Source organism: Shinella sp. OV683 (genome assembly GCF_057787725.1).
This window is the reverse complement of the sequence record NZ_CM173543.1, coordinates 2243125-2259497: the sequence shown is the minus strand read 5'-3', so window position 1 is coordinate 2259497 and position 16373 is coordinate 2243125. Positions and strand designations below refer to the sequence as shown.

At 59.0% G+C, this 16373-nt stretch carries 12 protein-coding genes; 8 read left to right on the top strand and 4 right to left on the bottom strand.

The window, feature by feature from the left end:
* The first annotated feature begins 9 nt into the window (after positions 1–9).
* Entirely contained in the window at positions 10–450 is a 441-nt protein-coding gene (locus ACXHRN_RS10760; RefSeq protein WP_488641307.1) for a DUF488 domain-containing protein, read from the top strand.
* 54 nt (positions 451–504) lie between these two features.
* On the opposite strand, the gene ACXHRN_RS10755 is transcribed toward ACXHRN_RS10760, so the two are convergent.
* Together ACXHRN_RS10755 and ACXHRN_RS10750 are read right to left on the bottom strand one after the other, a co-directional pair.
* The gene (locus tag ACXHRN_RS10755; protein WP_488641306.1) at positions 505–2448 is read right to left on the bottom strand and encodes a L,D-transpeptidase family protein; all 1944 of its coding nucleotides are present in this window, start codon (positions 2446–2448) and stop codon (positions 505–507) included.
* A 337-nt stretch (positions 2449–2785) separates the two neighbouring features.
* Positions 2786–3148, bottom strand: a complete 363-nt coding sequence (locus tag ACXHRN_RS10750; protein WP_488641305.1) for an ArsR/SmtB family transcription factor — start codon at positions 3146–3148, stop codon at positions 2786–2788.
* A 119-nt stretch (positions 3149–3267) separates the two neighbouring features.
* Here ACXHRN_RS10750 and ACXHRN_RS10745 point away from each other — a divergent pair, with 119 nt between their 5' ends.
* The 4 genes from ACXHRN_RS10745 to ACXHRN_RS10730 all read left to right on the top strand — a co-directional run bounded on the left by ACXHRN_RS10745 (position 3268) and on the right by ACXHRN_RS10730 (position 7343).
* On the top strand, positions 3268–4503 hold the full coding sequence (locus tag ACXHRN_RS10745) for a hypothetical protein (protein ID WP_488641304.1): 1236 nt from the start codon (positions 3268–3270) through the stop codon (positions 4501–4503).
* A 139-nt stretch (positions 4504–4642) separates the two neighbouring features.
* Positions 4643–6031: a class II fumarate hydratase gene (fumC, locus tag ACXHRN_RS10740; RefSeq protein ID WP_488641303.1), complete on the top strand. Its 1389-nt coding sequence runs from the start codon at positions 4643–4645 to the stop codon at positions 6029–6031.
* Between the two features lie 115 nt (positions 6032–6146).
* The gene (locus ACXHRN_RS10735) at positions 6147–6464 is read left to right on the top strand and encodes a DMT family transporter (protein ID WP_488641302.1); all 318 of its coding nucleotides are present in this window, start codon (positions 6147–6149) and stop codon (positions 6462–6464) included.
* Between the two features lie 135 nt (positions 6465–6599).
* Positions 6600–7343, top strand: a complete 744-nt coding sequence (locus ACXHRN_RS10730; RefSeq protein ID WP_488641301.1) for an EF-hand domain-containing protein — start codon at positions 6600–6602, stop codon at positions 7341–7343.
* A gap of 99 nt (positions 7344–7442) precedes the next feature.
* Here the strand turns inward: ACXHRN_RS10730 and gyrA are convergent, their stop codons facing one another.
* A complete protein-coding gene (gene gyrA / locus ACXHRN_RS10725) occupies positions 7443–10247 on the bottom strand; it encodes a DNA gyrase subunit A (RefSeq protein WP_488641882.1) in 2805 nt (934 codons plus the stop codon).
* 196 nt (positions 10248–10443) lie between these two features.
* Between gyrA and ACXHRN_RS10720 the strand changes: the two genes are divergently transcribed.
* A complete protein-coding gene (locus ACXHRN_RS10720) occupies positions 10444–11085 on the top strand; it encodes a MarC family protein (RefSeq protein ID WP_488641300.1) in 642 nt (213 codons plus the stop codon).
* A 148-nt stretch (positions 11086–11233) separates the two neighbouring features.
* Complete coding sequence (locus ACXHRN_RS10715) at positions 11234–12187, top strand: homocysteine S-methyltransferase family protein (RefSeq protein ID WP_488641299.1); 954 nt, start codon at positions 11234–11236, stop codon at positions 12185–12187.
* A 65-nt stretch (positions 12188–12252) separates the two neighbouring features.
* Here the strand turns inward: ACXHRN_RS10715 and ACXHRN_RS10710 are convergent, their stop codons facing one another.
* On the bottom strand, positions 12253–12771 hold the full coding sequence (locus tag ACXHRN_RS10710) for a single-stranded DNA-binding protein (RefSeq protein WP_488641298.1): 519 nt from the start codon (positions 12769–12771) through the stop codon (positions 12253–12255).
* Between the two features lie 307 nt (positions 12772–13078).
* On the opposite strand from ACXHRN_RS10710, the gene uvrA reads away from it, so the two are divergent.
* Complete coding sequence (gene uvrA, locus ACXHRN_RS10705; protein ID WP_488641297.1) at positions 13079–16000, top strand: excinuclease ABC subunit UvrA; 2922 nt, start codon at positions 13079–13081, stop codon at positions 15998–16000.
* Positions 16001–16373: the final 373 nt, after the last annotated feature.

Genomic DNA, 16373 nt, shown 5'->3' with positions numbered 1-16373 from the left:
GGATCGCCAATGCATACCGTCCACACGATCGGCTTCACCAATAGCACGGCCGAGAAATTCTTCGAGCGGTTGCTTGCTTCCGGATCGCGCAAGGTCATCGATGTCCGGTTGCACAACACGTCGCAGCTTGCAGGCTTTGCCAAGGCAGCCGACCTCTCCTATTTCCTCGATCGCATCGGCGGCATCGGTTACGACCACCAGACGCTACTTGCCCCTGAGGACGAGATGCTGAAAACCTTCAAGCGCGACAAGGGTAGCTGGACGGATTACGAGATCGAATTCAAGAACCTGATGGCGGCCCGAAAGATCGAAGAGAAGCTCAAGCCCGACTACTTCACCGACGCCTGCTTGCTTTGCTCCGAAGACACACCGCACCGCTGCCATCGCAGGCTGATTCTGGAGTATCTCAACGATCGATGGGGCAATGTGCTTGATGTGAAGCACCTGTGAAAAAGGCGGCCACTGGCCGCCTTTTCGCAACATACCCCCAAGGCCACCGCCGCATCAGCTGTCAGCGTGGCGAACCTTCTTCGTCGTATCGAAAGCACGGTTCATGTAGGCATCGCGATCATAGACGTCGTCGAAATATTGCACGACGCCATCCTTGTCCGGGAACGCCGTGAAGTAAGCAACATAGACCGGGAATTTCTCCGGAACCTTCATCTGATGGTTCTGGCCCGTTGCGATTTCGGCATTGATCTGTTCGACCGACATATCCATCACGGCAGCCGCCATCCGCTTCGGATCGACCAGACGCACGCAGCCATGGCTCAGCGCCCGCATGTCGCGCTTGAAGAAGCTCTTCTGCGGCGTGTCATGCATGTAGATGGCATGCGCATTCGGGAACATGATCTTCAACTGGCCAAGCGCATTGCCGTTGCCTGGCGGCTGGCGCACATCGACAGCATCGGTGCTATCCCAGTCGATATCGGTCGATGACATCTGCTGGCCGTTGATCGATGTCTCATAGCCGAGACGGTCGAGATAGCTCGGGTCATCGCGCAGCTTCGGCAGCATCTCGTTGACGATGATCGAGCGCGGCACCCCCCAATACGGGTTGAATTCGACGATTTCGATTACGTCCTGGAAGAAGAAGGTCTGGTGCGCGGGCGAGCCCACGACAACCCCCATGTTGAACTGCTCTTTGTTATTGTTGTGATAATAGGCCGTGAATGCCGGCTGGTTGATCAGCACATAGCGCGGACCGAGTTCGTTCGGCAGCCAGCGCAGTTCTTCCATCGCCACCACAATCTTGTTGATCTTCGAGGAAGCGGTATCGCCCCCCGACAGCAGACGGATCGTGCCCTTGCCGACCACACCGTCCCCCTTGAGGCCATTCTCTGCCTGGAAGGCTTTGACGACATCAACAAGGTCAGGCGTGTAATCCGGCGTGCCCTGATAGGACGCCAGCGTCACGGAGTGATCAAGCTTCAGCGTGTCCGAACCATGTTGACGGATCGCCGCAATGATATTTGCGACCTCGGGATTGGACTGGCCCGGCTTCAGCAGCGTGCCAGGCGCAATCTCGATGCGTGCGACTTCGCCACCGGCAGCCGCTTTGAGCGTCGCCAATTCGCGCTTCAGCGCCTGGAACTGCTCGTTCTGCGGATTGCGGCTTTCGAGATAGGCCTTGATGTCGGCCGAGACGGACGCGTTCAACAATGCGCCGTCGAGGTTTACCGCCTTGCGCTTGAAATCATAGTATTCGGCGATCCGGTTCGGATCGATGCGGCCACGCTGGGTGTCCTGAACGAACGTCAGCACAGCGGCGGAAAGCTCGATCTCGAATTGCATCAACTGGCGCTGCTTGGTGACCGCATCGACCGACGCAAACGTGTCGGTGGGATCCTGTACCGCGTAGTCGGCGGGGTCGAGTCCGACCTGGTCGACTTCGGCCAGCACCGCTAGCGCCTGCTTGGCCTTTTCGGTCACGCCATCGGCGTCGACCCAGAGCAAGCCGTCATGGGTACTGTAGAACTTCTCGATCGCGGCAGCGACATCGGCAGGCGCCTTGGCCCGCACGTCCATCATGAAAGCACGCGGATTGCTGGCGAAGTCGAAGGTCGGGGTGACACTGACCGTCTCGATCGATCCGGTTTGGGTCGGATCGGCCTGAGCGGTTTCCATCTTCGGCGCGAATTTTGAGACGGCGATCAGCTTGAGAGCATCGGCCTTGTAGGTGAAGTATTTCGGGCTGGAAACCTTGGGAAGGGGCTTGCCCTTCAGCGGGCTGTCGGGAAAGGCTCCGAAGTCGTCATCGAGCGAACCCGCCGAATTGTCGCGGCTGCCGAACAGCGTGTTGTTCCGCTTTCCGGCCTTGCCGTCGTTGGATGTCTTGTCACCGCGCAGGAAATCAAGAAGTGTTGCTGAATGTGCGGCCGGTGCGCCGAATGTGATCGCGCAAGACAATGTAAGCGCGGTGATGGCCGCATTCCGAAAGATCTTCATATTGGTATCATTCCCAGCGGTCGAAAGCCGCTCTCACCCGGATCAAAATGTTGCGCAACAGTAGCTGATTGCCCGTCGCTTGAAAAGAAAACGGATCAGACCGGCAGTTCATTCAGAGGGTCACAATTTTGTGACCGGAATCTGGCGCGTCCGTTCGTCTTCAATCAACAACATACTGATTAGCTTAATTTTTATTTAATTTTTACTGCCGGCATCAAGCACTGATCAGCGAAACGTTGCCGCCGCGTAATCCAATTGCCGGCGCGTGTGACGAAAATGGCACGACGCAGTGCACCCGATTGCGCGTTCCATGGCACCGCAATTCGAGATTCGGAATTCAGCGTCGGTTGCATTCCGCAGGCAGGCCGAGTCTCTCGAAAACACCCTCGCTCATGTCGCGGCTGCCGCCACAACAGTCTTCCATCAGGTAGCGCAACAGAAGCCCCATGGACTCCATTCGGGCGAAGTAGCGGATGTTGCGCCCTTCCCGCTCGAAATAGACAAGACCGTTCGCAGCCAGTACCGAAAGGTGCGCCGACAGCGTATTGGCCTTGATATCAAGCTTCTGGGCGATATGGCCGGGCAACAGACCGCTCTTGCCGGCGCCGATCAGCAGCCGGAATATATCGATGCGGTTTTCGTGCCCGAGAGCCGAAAGGGTCGAGAGAGCGCCCGTCTTTTCCATACTTCCAGAAATCATGAAATGATTCCGATAGCAAATGAACTTTCAGTACAGATTTAGGAAGAGGCGAAGGCATTTCCAACCCTTGCATTTCGAACGTCCCGGCCTTTCAATCGCCGCCCAATAGGAGAGATCAGATGTTGCCCCCAATACTGCTTGTTATTCTTGCTTTTCTTTGCAGCACGGCCGTTGCCAGGGCCGAAGACGCTCAGCCGAAATATCTGTGGATGGGAACGCCGGTCGACTGGAACATCAACGATCTCGGCGGGTCCTATAGCTATTCCGATCAGCAGGACAGGACATGGACGGCCAGCCTGACGACGGAAGGCCAGGTCGAAGGCAAACCGAAATTCCTCAAGCTCACAGTCTCGGGACCGAGTGTGAAGCCGGTCTCCATCGATCTGGATGTCGAACTCACCGCCGAGTCCGGCACGCTGGCGGTCTACGATTTCGACAAGGATTACCCGGCCTTCATCGTCACCAACTATTCCATGGGCGCACATTGCTGCATCGTGGCAAAGGCGGTCGCCTTCGACGGGCAAGCCTTGGCTGGTGTCGATGTCGGCGAATTCGACGGGGATGCCATCACCGTTAGGGACATCGACGGCGACGGCACCTATGAGATCGAAACTTACGACCAGCGCTTCCTCTATGCCTTTGATTCTTATGCGGCCTCCCTGCCGGCTCGAAAACTGCTGAAAATCAGCGGTGGCAAGGTCGAGGACGTCACCACCGGCGCCTACTACTCCAACTACCTGATTGGCGAGGTCAATAAGCGGATCGGCGATTGCCTGAAGGAGCCGACGGCGGGCGTTTGTGCCGGCGTGCTCGGCACCGCAGCCAAAGCCGGCCTCTATCAGAGCGTGGCCGCCGAAATTCCATTCAAGCAGATATCGGCGCAGATGGACGCCACCTACCTCGATTGCAGCCCCGACGAATGCGAGACGCAAATCACCTTCGCCTCGTTCCGCAAGGCGCTGGAATATCGGCTGACCAAGTGGGATTACGAGACGCAGTCGTCGATGACCGGCCGCGTGCGCGACTATTTCCGCCAGCTCAGCGCTTTCCCCAAAGGCTTCGGTTCGCCCGACAAGGACAGCGAGATGGCCTGTGGCCGCGGTCCGGTGAAGATCGCCATGAACAAATCGGAGCGATATGTTGAGGTCGAGGGTTATGAATATGTCTGCAATGTCGAGAAGGCCAATATCCTCGACAAGTCGGCTGTGGCTCTAGGCTTGTGCCGTGGCGAAGGCGAGCACTACTCGACCCTGTTGCTGTTCGAATACGACAAGGGCCGGCTGCTCATGAGCTCGATCTATAATGGTGGGGTCAATTCCAACCTGGAGCCGATGGATCTCACGGCGTGCCGCTAGGTACGCGCACTGTGCGAAAACAGATTCCAAATTACATGACGAAAACAATCATATTTTCCGCGACTTGCGGTTTTCAAGCCGGCAAATCAGGCCTACATAAACGGTCCAAGCCACGGAAATTGATTTCGGAGATGGAACGATGAGCACGCGCAGCGAAACCGATACGTTCGGCCCTATCGAAGTCGATGACAGCAAGTACTGGGGTGCACAAGCTCAGCGCTCGCTCGGCAATTTCAAGATCGGCTGGGAAAGACAGCCGCTTTCAGTCGTTAGGGCTCTCGGCATCGTCAAGCAGGCCGCTGCGCGCACCAATATCGCCCTCGGTCAGCTTGATGCCGAACTGGGCAAGACCATCATCTCGGCTGCCCAGGAAGTCATTGACGGCAAGCTCAACGAGCATTTCCCGCTGGTCGTCTGGCAGACGGGCTCCGGCACCCAGTCCAACATGAATGCCAACGAAGTTATCTCCAACCGGGCGATCGAAATGCTCGGCGGCGTCAAGGGCTCCAAGAAGCCCGTCCATCCCAACGACCACGTCAATATGAGCCAATCGTCCAACGACACCTATCCGACGGCGATGCACATCGCCTGCGCCGAGCAGATCGTTCATCACCTGATTCCCGCCCTCCAGCATCTGCACGCAGCACTAATAGAAAAGGTGAAGGCCTTTGCCGACATCATCAAGATCGGTCGCACCCACACCCAGGATGCGACCCCGCTCACGCTCGGCCAGGAGTTTTCAGGCTACGCCGCACAGGTCGCGTCGGCCATCAAGCGGATCGAACTGACTTTGCCCGGTCTCTACGAGCTCGCCCAGGGCGGCACAGCCGTCGGCACCGGGCTCAATGCACCGATCGGCTTTGCCGAGAAGGTGGCGGAGGAAATCGCTGCGATTACCGGCCTGCCGTTTGTCACCGCACCCAACAAGTTCGAGGCGCTGGCCGCCCACGATGCAATGGTATTTTCGCATGGCGCCATCAATGCAGCGGCAGCGGCGCTGTTCAAGATCGCCAATGACATCCGTTTTCTCGGCTCTGGCCCGCGCGCCGGCCTCGGCGAACTGGCGCTGCCGGAAAACGAACCGGGTTCGTCGATCATGCCCGGCAAGGTCAACCCGACCCAGTCCGAAGCGCTGACCCAGGTCTGCGCACACATCTTCGGCAACAATGCCGCCATCACATTTGCCGGAAGCCAGGGCCATTTCGAGCTTAACGTCTATAATCCGATGATGGCTTATAACTTCCTGCAATCGGTGCAGCTGCTGGGCGATGCCGCCCGCTCCTTCACCGACAATTGTGTTACCGGCATCGAAGCCCGCCGCGACAACATCAAGGCCGGCCTCGATCGCTCGCTGATGCTGGTGACCGCACTGGCACCGATCATCGGCTATGACGGAGCCGCCAAGATCGCCAAGACAGCCCACAAGAACGGCACCACGCTGAAGGAAGAAGCCCTTGCAAGCGGTCTCGTCACCGAAGCACAGTATGACGAAGTGGTTCGCCCGGAACTGATGATCGGTCCGCACTGAGCAGCTCTCCGGCGGCCCTTGACCGTTCAGCTCTGGATATCTAAGTCAGGACAAGAGGACGGCCTCGGCCATTTCGGCGCACGTTCAGGGACGGCCCTGGTCAGAGGACTACCAAATGAACTGGATTTTGTTGTTGATTGCCGGCCTCTTCGAAGTGGGCTGGGTCTACGCCCTCAAAGTATCGGACAACTTCTCCAACCTGAAATTCGCAGCACTGGCGGTCATCCTGCTGGTTATCAGCATGGCCTGCCTGTCGCTATCGCTAAGAACCATTCCGGTCGGCACGGCCTATGCGATCTGGACCGGCATCGGCGCCGTGGGCGCTGCTGCCCTCGGCATTACGCTGTTTGGAGAGCCAGCGACAGCCATTCGCCTGATCTGCATCACGCTGATTGTCGCTGGTGTCGTTGGCCTGAAGCTCTCGGCGGCTTAGAGAAATCACGCATAGAGGCTCGGTCGAAAGGCCGGGTCAGTGCCAATTCCCACTTCGGTAAATATTTAGCCTCTGGAAAAAAGCCGGATTCATAGATTGCAACTATGACGAAAGCTCTTTCCTGGAGGTTGAATCATGCTTTTGCGCGCCATCGCTCTTTCCCTGGTCATATCGGCAGCGTCAGCCGCCCATGTCTCCGCTCAAGCCCCCGATCCCGCCATGCGCTGGATTGCCAAGATGATGCTGGGAACGCCGGGCGGAAGGCAACTGAGGCTTGAAACGGCGGAGCGGCAGATGCTGCTCGTCTATAAGTCCATGAACAATGATGGTCTGCCGCGTTTCAACGAACTCGCTTTGCAACTCGACCAAAGCAATCGCGCACCGCGCCAACGGGCGCAAGCGATCGCCCGCTTCCTTGAAAAGGATCTCGACAACGACGGCAAGGTGACCACGGACGAGCTCAAGACGTTTCTCGAACCGCAATCGCGGATGATGCTTCAGTCCACGACCGGGATCCAGGTAGAGCCTACCGCCGAACAGATGGACCAGATCATCCAGCAATTGCTGGCCAAGAATCTCCAGGCCGACACCAATGGCGACGGCACCATCGATTTTGACGAGATGCGGGCGTCAGCAGCACAAGCAACCGCGTTCTCGACACGGATTTCGAGCTTTCGCCTGGCGGACCCGGTGATCATCAAACTGCTGGATACATCAGGTGACAAGACAGTGAGCCAGGAGGAATTCCTGACGGCCGTCCGCAAAACCTTTGTCGCGATGGATCTGGATAAGAATGGCTTTGTCGATGCCACCGAGTCCTGCTCGGCAGACGTCAAATACGTCAAGCCGAAGACCCAAGGCATATATACTTGCTTCTGAGATACTGCGGCAAGTATCGGCTCGGTTCAAATGAAAAGCACCCGCTGCCTGTGAGGCCAGCGGGTGCTTTTTGATCCTAGCAATATCTCCTGAGATTGATCAGGATTCGCTTTCCGGCGCACTGTTCTCGTCAGAAGCCGCGCCTTCAACAGGCGCAGCACCTTCGGCAGCAACCGCGCCCTCAGCGCCCTCGTCCTCATCCTCAGGCTCATTGATCCGCTCGACCGACACGACCTTTTCATCGGCTGCCGTCGAGAAGATCGTCACACCCTTGGTGGCGCGGCTGGCGATGCGGATGCCATTGACCGGCACCCGGATCAACTGGCCGCCATCCGAGACAAGCATGATCTGGTCGGCATCATCGACCGGGAAAGCTGCGACCAACTCGCCGATCTCGCCCGTCTTAGACGTGTCGGTGGCGCGAATGCCCTTGCCACCGCGTCCGGAGATGCGGAAGTCATAGGACGATGAGCGCTTGCCGTAGCCCTTCTCGGAAACCGTCAGCACGAACTGCTCGCGCGCCTTGAGTTCCTGGTAACGCTCCTCGCCGAGCTCGCTTTCTTCCGCGACCTCCTCGCCGACCAGCGCAATATCTTCCTCATCGACGCCCATGGCGCGGCGATCTGCCGCCGAGCGCTTGAGATAGGCGGCGCGCTCCGACGCCTCCGCATCGACATGGCCAAGGATCGTCATCGAGATCAGGCGATCACCATCGGCCATGGTGATGCCCCTCACCCCGATCGAGTTGCGGCCGGCAAATACTCGGACCTCGTCGACCGAGAAGCGGATGGCCTGGCCAAGCGCGGTCGTCAGCAGCACGTCATCAAGTTCGGTGCAGGTTTCGACCGAGAGGATCTCGTCGCCCTCGTCTTCCAGCTTCATGGCAATCTTGCCGTTGCGGTTGACCTGGACAAAGTCGCTGAGCTTGTTACGGCGAACGGTGCCGCGCGTCGTCGTGAACATCACGTCGAGATTTGCCCAGCTGTCCTCGTCTTCCGGCAGCGGCATAATCGTGGTGATGCGCTCGCCTGGCGTCAGCGGCAGCATGTTGATCAGCGCCTTGCCGCGCGATGTCGGCGTGCCGATCGGCAGGCGATAGACCTTTTCCTTATAGACGATGCCACGCGAGGAGAAGAACAGTACTGGCGTATGGGTATTGGCAACGAACAGGCGATTGACGAAATCTTCGTCACGCGTTGTCATGCCGGATCGGCCCTTGCCGCCGCGACGCTGCGCACGATAGGTCGCCAGCGGCACGCGCTTGACATAACCTGCATGCGAAACCGTCACGACCATCTCTTCGCGTGCGATCAGGTCTTCGTCATCGAGGTCGAGACCGTAATCGACGATCTCGGTACGGCGCGGCGTGCCGAACTCGTCACGGATCGATGTGAGTTCGTCCTTGACGATCGTCATCACCCGCAGGCGTGAGCTCAAGATGTCGAGGTAGTCCTTGATCTCGGCGCCGATCTTGCTGAGTTCGTCGCCGATTTCATCGCGACCAAGCGCGGTCAGGCGCTGCAGGCGCAGTTCGAGGATGGCACGCGCCTGTTCCTCGGAGAGATTGTAGGTGCCGTCCTCGTTGATGCGGTGACGGGGATCGTCGATCAGGCGGATCAGCGATTCGACGTCCTGTGCCGGCCAACGGCGGGTCATCAACTGTTCGCGTGCCGTCTGCGGATCGGGTGCGCGACGGATCAGCGCGATCACTTCGTCGATATTGGCAACAGCGATGGCCAAGCCAACCAAGACATGCGCACGGTCGCGCACCTTCTTGAGCAGGAACTTGGTGCGGCGGCTGACGACTTCTTCGCGGAAGGCAATGAAGGCCTTCAGCATGTCGATCAGCGTCATCTGCTCCGGCTTGCCACCGTTGAGTGCCACCATGTTGCAGCCGAACGAACTCTGCAGCGGCGAATAGCGATAGAGCTGGTTGAGGATGACGTCGGAATTGGCATCGCGCTTGAGCTCGATGACAACGCGGTAGCCATCACGGTCGGATTCATCGCGCAGGTCGGAAATGCCTTCGATGCGCTTGTCGCGCACCAGCTCGGCCATTTTCTCGATCATCGTCGACTTGTTCACCTGGTAGGGAACTTCAGTGATGATGATCTGCTCGCGATCGTTGCGCATCGGCTCGATCCGGGCGCGACCACGCATGATCACCGAGCCACGGCCCGTCTCATAGGCCTGGCGGATGCCCGAGCGACCGAGGATCATTGCTCCGGTCGGGAAATCCGGACCCGGCATGATGTCCATGATCTGCGCCAGTTCGATTGCCGGATCGTCGATCATGGCGATACAGGCATTGATGACTTCGCCGAGATTGTGCGGCGGAATGTTGGTCGCCATGCCGACGGCGATGCCGCCCGCGCCGTTGACCAAGAGGTTCGGGAACTTGGCCGGCACGACCACCGGCTCCTGCAGCGAACCATCGTAGTTGTCGCGGAAATCGACGGTTTCCTTGTCGAGGTCGTCGAGCAGCGAATGGGCCGCCTTCTCCAATCGGCACTCGGTGTAACGTTCGGCCGCGGGCTTGTCGCCGTCGATCGAGCCGAAATTCCCCTGCCCGTCGATCAAGGGCAGACGAAGCGACCAATCCTGCGCCATGCGGGCCAGCGCGTCATAAATCGCCAGGTTGCCGTGCGGGTGGAACTTACCCATCACGTCACCGGTGACGCGGGCACATTTTACGTATTTCTTGTTCCAGTCGATGCCGAGTTCATTCATCCCATAGAGAATGCGGCGATGCACAGGCTTGAGGCCGTCACGGACGTCCGGCAACGCACGCGAAACGATCACGCTCATCGCGTAATCGAGGTAGGAGCGCTGCATTTCTTCGACAATGGAGATCGGCTCGATGCCGCTGGGGCCCTTGCCGCCGGGTGGGGTAATCTCAGTCAAATCGGTCACGTTCTTTCAAATGGGAATCGATGCCGCCTTTATAACGGAAAGGCGGCACTAAGGCCAATTTTGCGGCGTCTTTATGAACAGGCTTTTGCCGCATTGGCAAGCCTTTGCGTGCACTTTGGCCTACTCAGCCTGCCCCTTGCCGGAACGAGCTGGCACAGATACGCTGACAAGCAATAAGGGGAAAATAATGACCAGCTTGGAAGCAATGCTGAATGCATTCACGACACTGCTCGTGACCACCGATCCGCCTGGACTCGCGCCGATCTTCATCGGTCTGACGGTGGGTATGACCAGGGTACAGCGACGCCAGACGGCACTGCGCGGCACGATCATTGCCTTCGGCATCCTCACGGTGTTTGCGCTGACAGGCTCCAGCATCCTGTCAATGCTCGGCATTTCGATGCCGGCCTTCCGCATCGCCGGCGGCATGTTGCTGTTCTTCATCGCCTTCGAAATGATTTTCGAAAAGCGCCAGGAACGCAAGGAAAAGACCAGCGAGACGGCGATCACCAAGGATCACATCCACAATCTCGCGGTTTTCCCCCTCGCCATTCCGCTGATTTCCGGTCCCGGCTCGATCTCGGCGACGATCCTGCTGGCCGGCAACCATCCATCCGCCGTCGAGAGGCTGGAGCTGATTGCCGTAATCGCTGTCGTATCGTTGATCCTGCTGGCGGCCTTGCTGGTTGCAGACCAGATCGACCGCCTGCTCGGCCAGACCGGCCGGGCAATCCTCACAAGGCTGCTCGGCGTTCTGCTGTCGGCGCTGGCCGTGCAATTCGTCATCGATGGCGTCAGGGCGACCATGACCGTCTATGTCGGCCCGTAGCGGCGGCCACCTCCAGGGCTCCGGGAATTTCCCTGCAGCTTTGTTGCTCGAAAGAGTCTATGATCGCCCGGTTTTCTGAGAAGATGTCATATCTCGATGCAGCTGCATAAAGCAGCCGGACGCTCTGTTGCAATATCGGAGGCATCCCATGGCAAAATATCGACACGACCTTCCGCAGCTGAAGGGCGGCGACTTTCTTACCGACGGCGGAATGGAAACGACGTTTATCTTCCACCGCGGCATGGATCTGCCCCATTTCGCATCATTTCCGCTGGTCGACAACGAAGACGGGCGCGCCGAAATCATCCGCTATTTCGAGCCCTACGTGGATGCTGCCCGAGATCGCGGGGTCGGCTTCATCCTGGATGCACCGACATGGCGGGCCAACCCGGATTGGGGTCTAAAGCTCGGCTATGACCTCGAGGCACTGGTCGCCCTCAACATCCGCTCCATGGATTTCCTCGACAGCTTGCGGCAACGTTGGGAGACTGCCGATACGCCTGTCGTGCTGGAAGGCGTCATCGGTCCGCGCGGCGACGGCTATAAGGCGGGCAATATGGATCCGCACGAAGCGGAAGACTACCATTCGCTGCAGATTGGCGCCTTTGCCAAATCAGCAGCCGACCTGGTCGCGGCCTTCACCATGAATACGACGGGAGAGCCTATCGGCATAGCCCGCGCCGCCAAGGCAAACAGCATGCCTTGCGCTATTTCGTTCACGGTCGAGACCGATGGCAAGCTGGTGAATGGTACGACGTTGCGCGAAGCGATCGAGCGCACGGACGACGCCACCGGCGGCTCGCCAATCTACTACATGGTCAACTGCGCCCATCCCACGCATTTCGACCAGGCGCTCAAAAACGGCGAGGACTGGGTAAGGCGGATCGTGGGCATTCGCGCCAATTCATCGACCAAAAGCCATCAGGAACTCGACGAATCCACCGAACTCGATATCGGCGATCCCACCGATCTTGCCCGGCGCTATCATGCTCTGCGCAAAGACTATCCCGATATGCGCATTCTTGGCGGTTGCTGCGGGACCGACCATCGGCACATCACCGCGATTTGCGAAGCATGCGCACCAAAGCGTCTCGCCGCATAAACGCAAAGGAGCAGCTCCGGGCAAACCCGGCGCCGCTCCCGATATTTCCATTGCTCAACAAGCGATCAGAACGGAATGTCGTCGTCCATGTCACGCGAGAAGGACGGCGCATTCTGCGGTGCGCGGGCTGCCGGCTGCGAACGGGCCGGCTGGCTCGAGCGGTTGTCGCTGCCGCCGTATCCGGAATCCATATTGTCGTCGTAACCGCCCTGAACGCGGCCGCCGCCTTCACCGCGACCATCGAGCATGGTCAGCGTCGAGTTGAAGCCCTGCAGCACGATTTCAGTGGAGTAGCGCTCGGCGCCGCTCTGGTCCTGCCATTTGCGGGTCTGCAGCGCGCCCTCGATATAGAGCTTGGCGCCCTTCTTGACATATTGCTCGACGACCTTGCACAGGCCCTCGTTGAAGACCACGACAGTGTGCCATTCGGTCTTCTCGCGGCGCTCGCCGGAATTCTTGTCGCGCCACTGTTCCGAGGTGGCGATGCGAAGGTTGGCGATCGGCCGGCCGTCCTGCGTACGCCTGATTTCCGGGTCGGCACCAACATTGCCAATCAGAATAACCTTGTTTACACTGCCCGCCATACCAATATCCTGTTCTCGAAAAGGGACGGTCAACGCCCCGGAGCCATAGTCTCGCCGACTTTACTCGTTTGGTGCGACTATTACGCCCCCGCGGCCGCTGCAATCCACAGATTTCGGGACTTCCATTCGTTCCGTTTTTGTTCTATCCAATCTCGCAAACGATGTCAATCGAGTCGTGACGCTGTGGAAAACCGGAATTTGTGGGAGGCCCCTGACAACCAATGTCAGCATGTCCCGTTATAAGAACCAGATGCCCGTCATAAGAACCAGATGCCCGTCATAAGAACTAGACCATGAAGCAGGCAAGATGAGCGAACTCAAGACCATTTCCATCCGCGGCGCGCGCGAGCACAACCTCAAGGGCATCGACCTCGACCTGCCCCGCAACAGCCTGATCGTCATGACCGGCCTGTCGGGTTCGGGCAAGTCGTCACTTGCCTTCGATACGATCTATGCCGAAGGCCAGCGCCGCTATGTCGAAAGCCTGTCGGCCTATGCGCGGCAGTTCCTGGAAATGATGCAGAAGCCGGATGTCGACCAGATCGACGGCCTGTCACCGGCCATCTCGATCGAGCAGAAGACGACGTCGCGCAATCCGCGTTCGACGGTCGGCACGGTCACCGAAATCTATGACTATATGCGCCTGCTGTTTGCCCGCGTCGGGGTGCCCTATTCGCCTGCGACCGGCCTGCCGATCGAGAGCCAGACCGTCAGCCAGATGGTCGACCGCATCCTCGCCTTCGAGGAAGGTACGCGGCTCTATATCCTCGCGCCGCTGGTTCGCGGCCGCAAGGGCGAGTACAAGAAGGAACTCGCCGAGCTGATGAAGAAGGGTTTTCAGCGCGTCAAGATCGACGGCCAGTTCTACGAGATCGCCGAAGCCCCGGTGCTCGACAAGAAATACAAGCACGATATCGATGTCGTGGTCGACCGCATCGTCGTACGCCCCGATATGGCCAGCCGGCTGGCTGACAGTCTTGAGACCTGCCTGACGCTCGCCGACGGCCTGGCGATCGCCGAGTATGCCGACCGACCGCTGCCGCCGGAAGACACAGCTGAAGGCGGCTCGGCCAACAAATCCGCCAACGAAACCCACGAACGGGTGATGTTCTCGGAAAAATTCGCCTGCCCGGTCTCCGGTTTCACCATTACCGAAATCGAGCCGCGCCTGTTCTCGTTCAACAATCCGTTCGGCGCCTGCCCGTCCTGCGACGGCCTCGGCACCCAGCAGAAGATCGACGCCGACCTGATCGTGCCCGAGCAGCAGCGGACACTGCGCGACGGTGCGATTGCTCCCTGGGCCAAGTCGGTCTCCCCCTATTATAACCAGACGCTGGAAGCACTCGGCAAGGCCTATGGTTTCAAGCTTTCCGCCCGCTGGAACGAGCTGACGGAAGAGGCGCAGGACGCCATTCTCAATGGCACGGGAAGCAAGGAAATCACTTTCCACTACGCCGATGGCGCACGCTCCTACCAGACGACCAAGACCTTCGAGGGCATCATTCCCAACCTCGAGCGGCGCTGGAAGGAAACCGATTCCGCCTGGTCGCGCGAGGACATCGAGCGCTTCATGAGCCAGGCGCCCTGCCCCGTCTGCAATGGCTTCCGCCTGAAGCCCGAAGCGCTGGCCGTCAAGATCGACAAGCTGCATATCGGCCAGGTCTCGCAAATGTCGATCCGTGTCGCCAACACCTGGTTCAACGAACTGCCTGCACATCTCACCAGCAAGCAGAACGAGATTGCCGTTCGCATCCTCAAGGAGATCCGCGACAGGCTGAAATTCCTCAACGATGTCGGCCTCGAATATCTGACGCTGGCGCGCAATTCCGGCACGTTGTCGGGCGGCGAAAGCCAGCGCATCCGGCTGGCCTCGCAGATCGGCTCGGGCCTCACAGGCGTGCTCTATGTGCTCGACGAACCGTCGATCGGCCTGCACCAGCGTGACAATGCCCGCCTGCTTGATACACTCAAGCATCTCCGTGACATCGGCAATACGGTCATCGTCGTCGAACATGACGAGGACGCGATCCTGACCGCCGATTATGTCGTCGATATCGGCCCGGCCGCCGGTATCCATGGCGGCGAGGTAGTGGCTCAGGGCACACCCGCCGACATCATGGCCAATCCGAATTCGCTGACAGGCAAATATCTGTCGGGCGAACTTTCCGTTTCCGTTCCTTCGGAGCGCCGCAAGCCAAAGAAGGGCAAGGAAATCAAGATTTTTGGCGCGCGCGGCAACAATCTGAAGGACGTGACGGCGGCCATTCCGCTCGGTATTTTCACCGCGGTTACCGGCGTTTCCGGTGGTGGCAAGTCCACCTTCCTCATCGAGACGCTTTACAAGGCTGCGGCCCGCCGCGTCATGGGCGCGCGCGAAAATCCGGCCGAACACGACCGGATCGACGGATTCGAGAATATCGACAAGGTCATCGACATCGACCAGTCGCCGATCGGCCGTACGCCGCGCTCCAATCCCGCCACTTATACCGGCGCGTTCACACCGATCCGCGACTGGTTTGCAGGTCTGCCGGAAGCCAAGACACGCGGCTATGCACCCGGCCGCTTTTCCTTCAACGTCAAGGGCGGCCGCTGCGAAGCCTGCCAGGGCGATGGCGTCATCAAGATCGAGATGCACTTCTTGCCGGATGTCTACGTCACCTGCGACGTCTGCCACGGCAAGCGCTACAACCGCGAGACGCTCGACGTCCATTTCAAGGGAAAGTCGATTTCCGACGTGCTCGACATGACGGTCGAGGAAGGCTGCGATTTCTTCGCCGCCGTGCCCGCCGTGCGCGACAAGCTGATCGCGCTCCGCGAAGTCGGGCTCGGCTATATCAAGGTCGGCCAGCAGGCCAACACGCTTTCGGGCGGTGAAGCACAGCGCGTCAAGCTGGCCAAGGAACTGTCAAAGAAATCCACCGGCCGAACGCTCTACATCCTCGACGAGCCAACCACCGGCCTGCATTTCCACGACGTCGTCAAGCTCCTGGAAATGCTGCATGAACTGGTCAACCAGGGCAATTCTGTCGTGGTCATCGAGCACAATCTCGAAGTCATAAAGACTGCCGACTGGATCCTCGATTTCGGCCCGGAAGGCGGCGATGGCGGCGGCGAGATCATCGCCCAGGGCACGCCGGAGCAGGTGGTCAAGGAAGAACGCTCCTATACAGGCCAGTTCCTCAAAGACCTGCTGGAGCGGCGGCCAATCAAGCGGATTGCGGCTGAGTAGATTGAGTGGGGCTTATGCCCCCCGCTCTTGCGATTTCTAACACTTAGGCTTTGCGAGCAGCGCCGCGTTAGTCGAACTGTTTCCGGACGCGAAGTCTAAGAGTTGAAATCGCTTTCTCGCCCGCCGGGGGCGAGATAAACCCGCCGCTACTGCCTCGCCTCCATCTATCCTCGAATGTTCAGCAGCCTCAACAATCGATTTGGGCAAAACGAAAACCGCGAGCGCCTATCTCAGCGAGAAAGCAAAATCACGGCTTAACATCTGCGTCCGGAAACGGTGCGGCAGTCAGCAAGAGCGCTCGCAGTTGTTAAGTCGTAGATTTTGCAAGAGCGGGGGTCATCCCGCGAAAACAATCCAAATCCGCCGATCATCC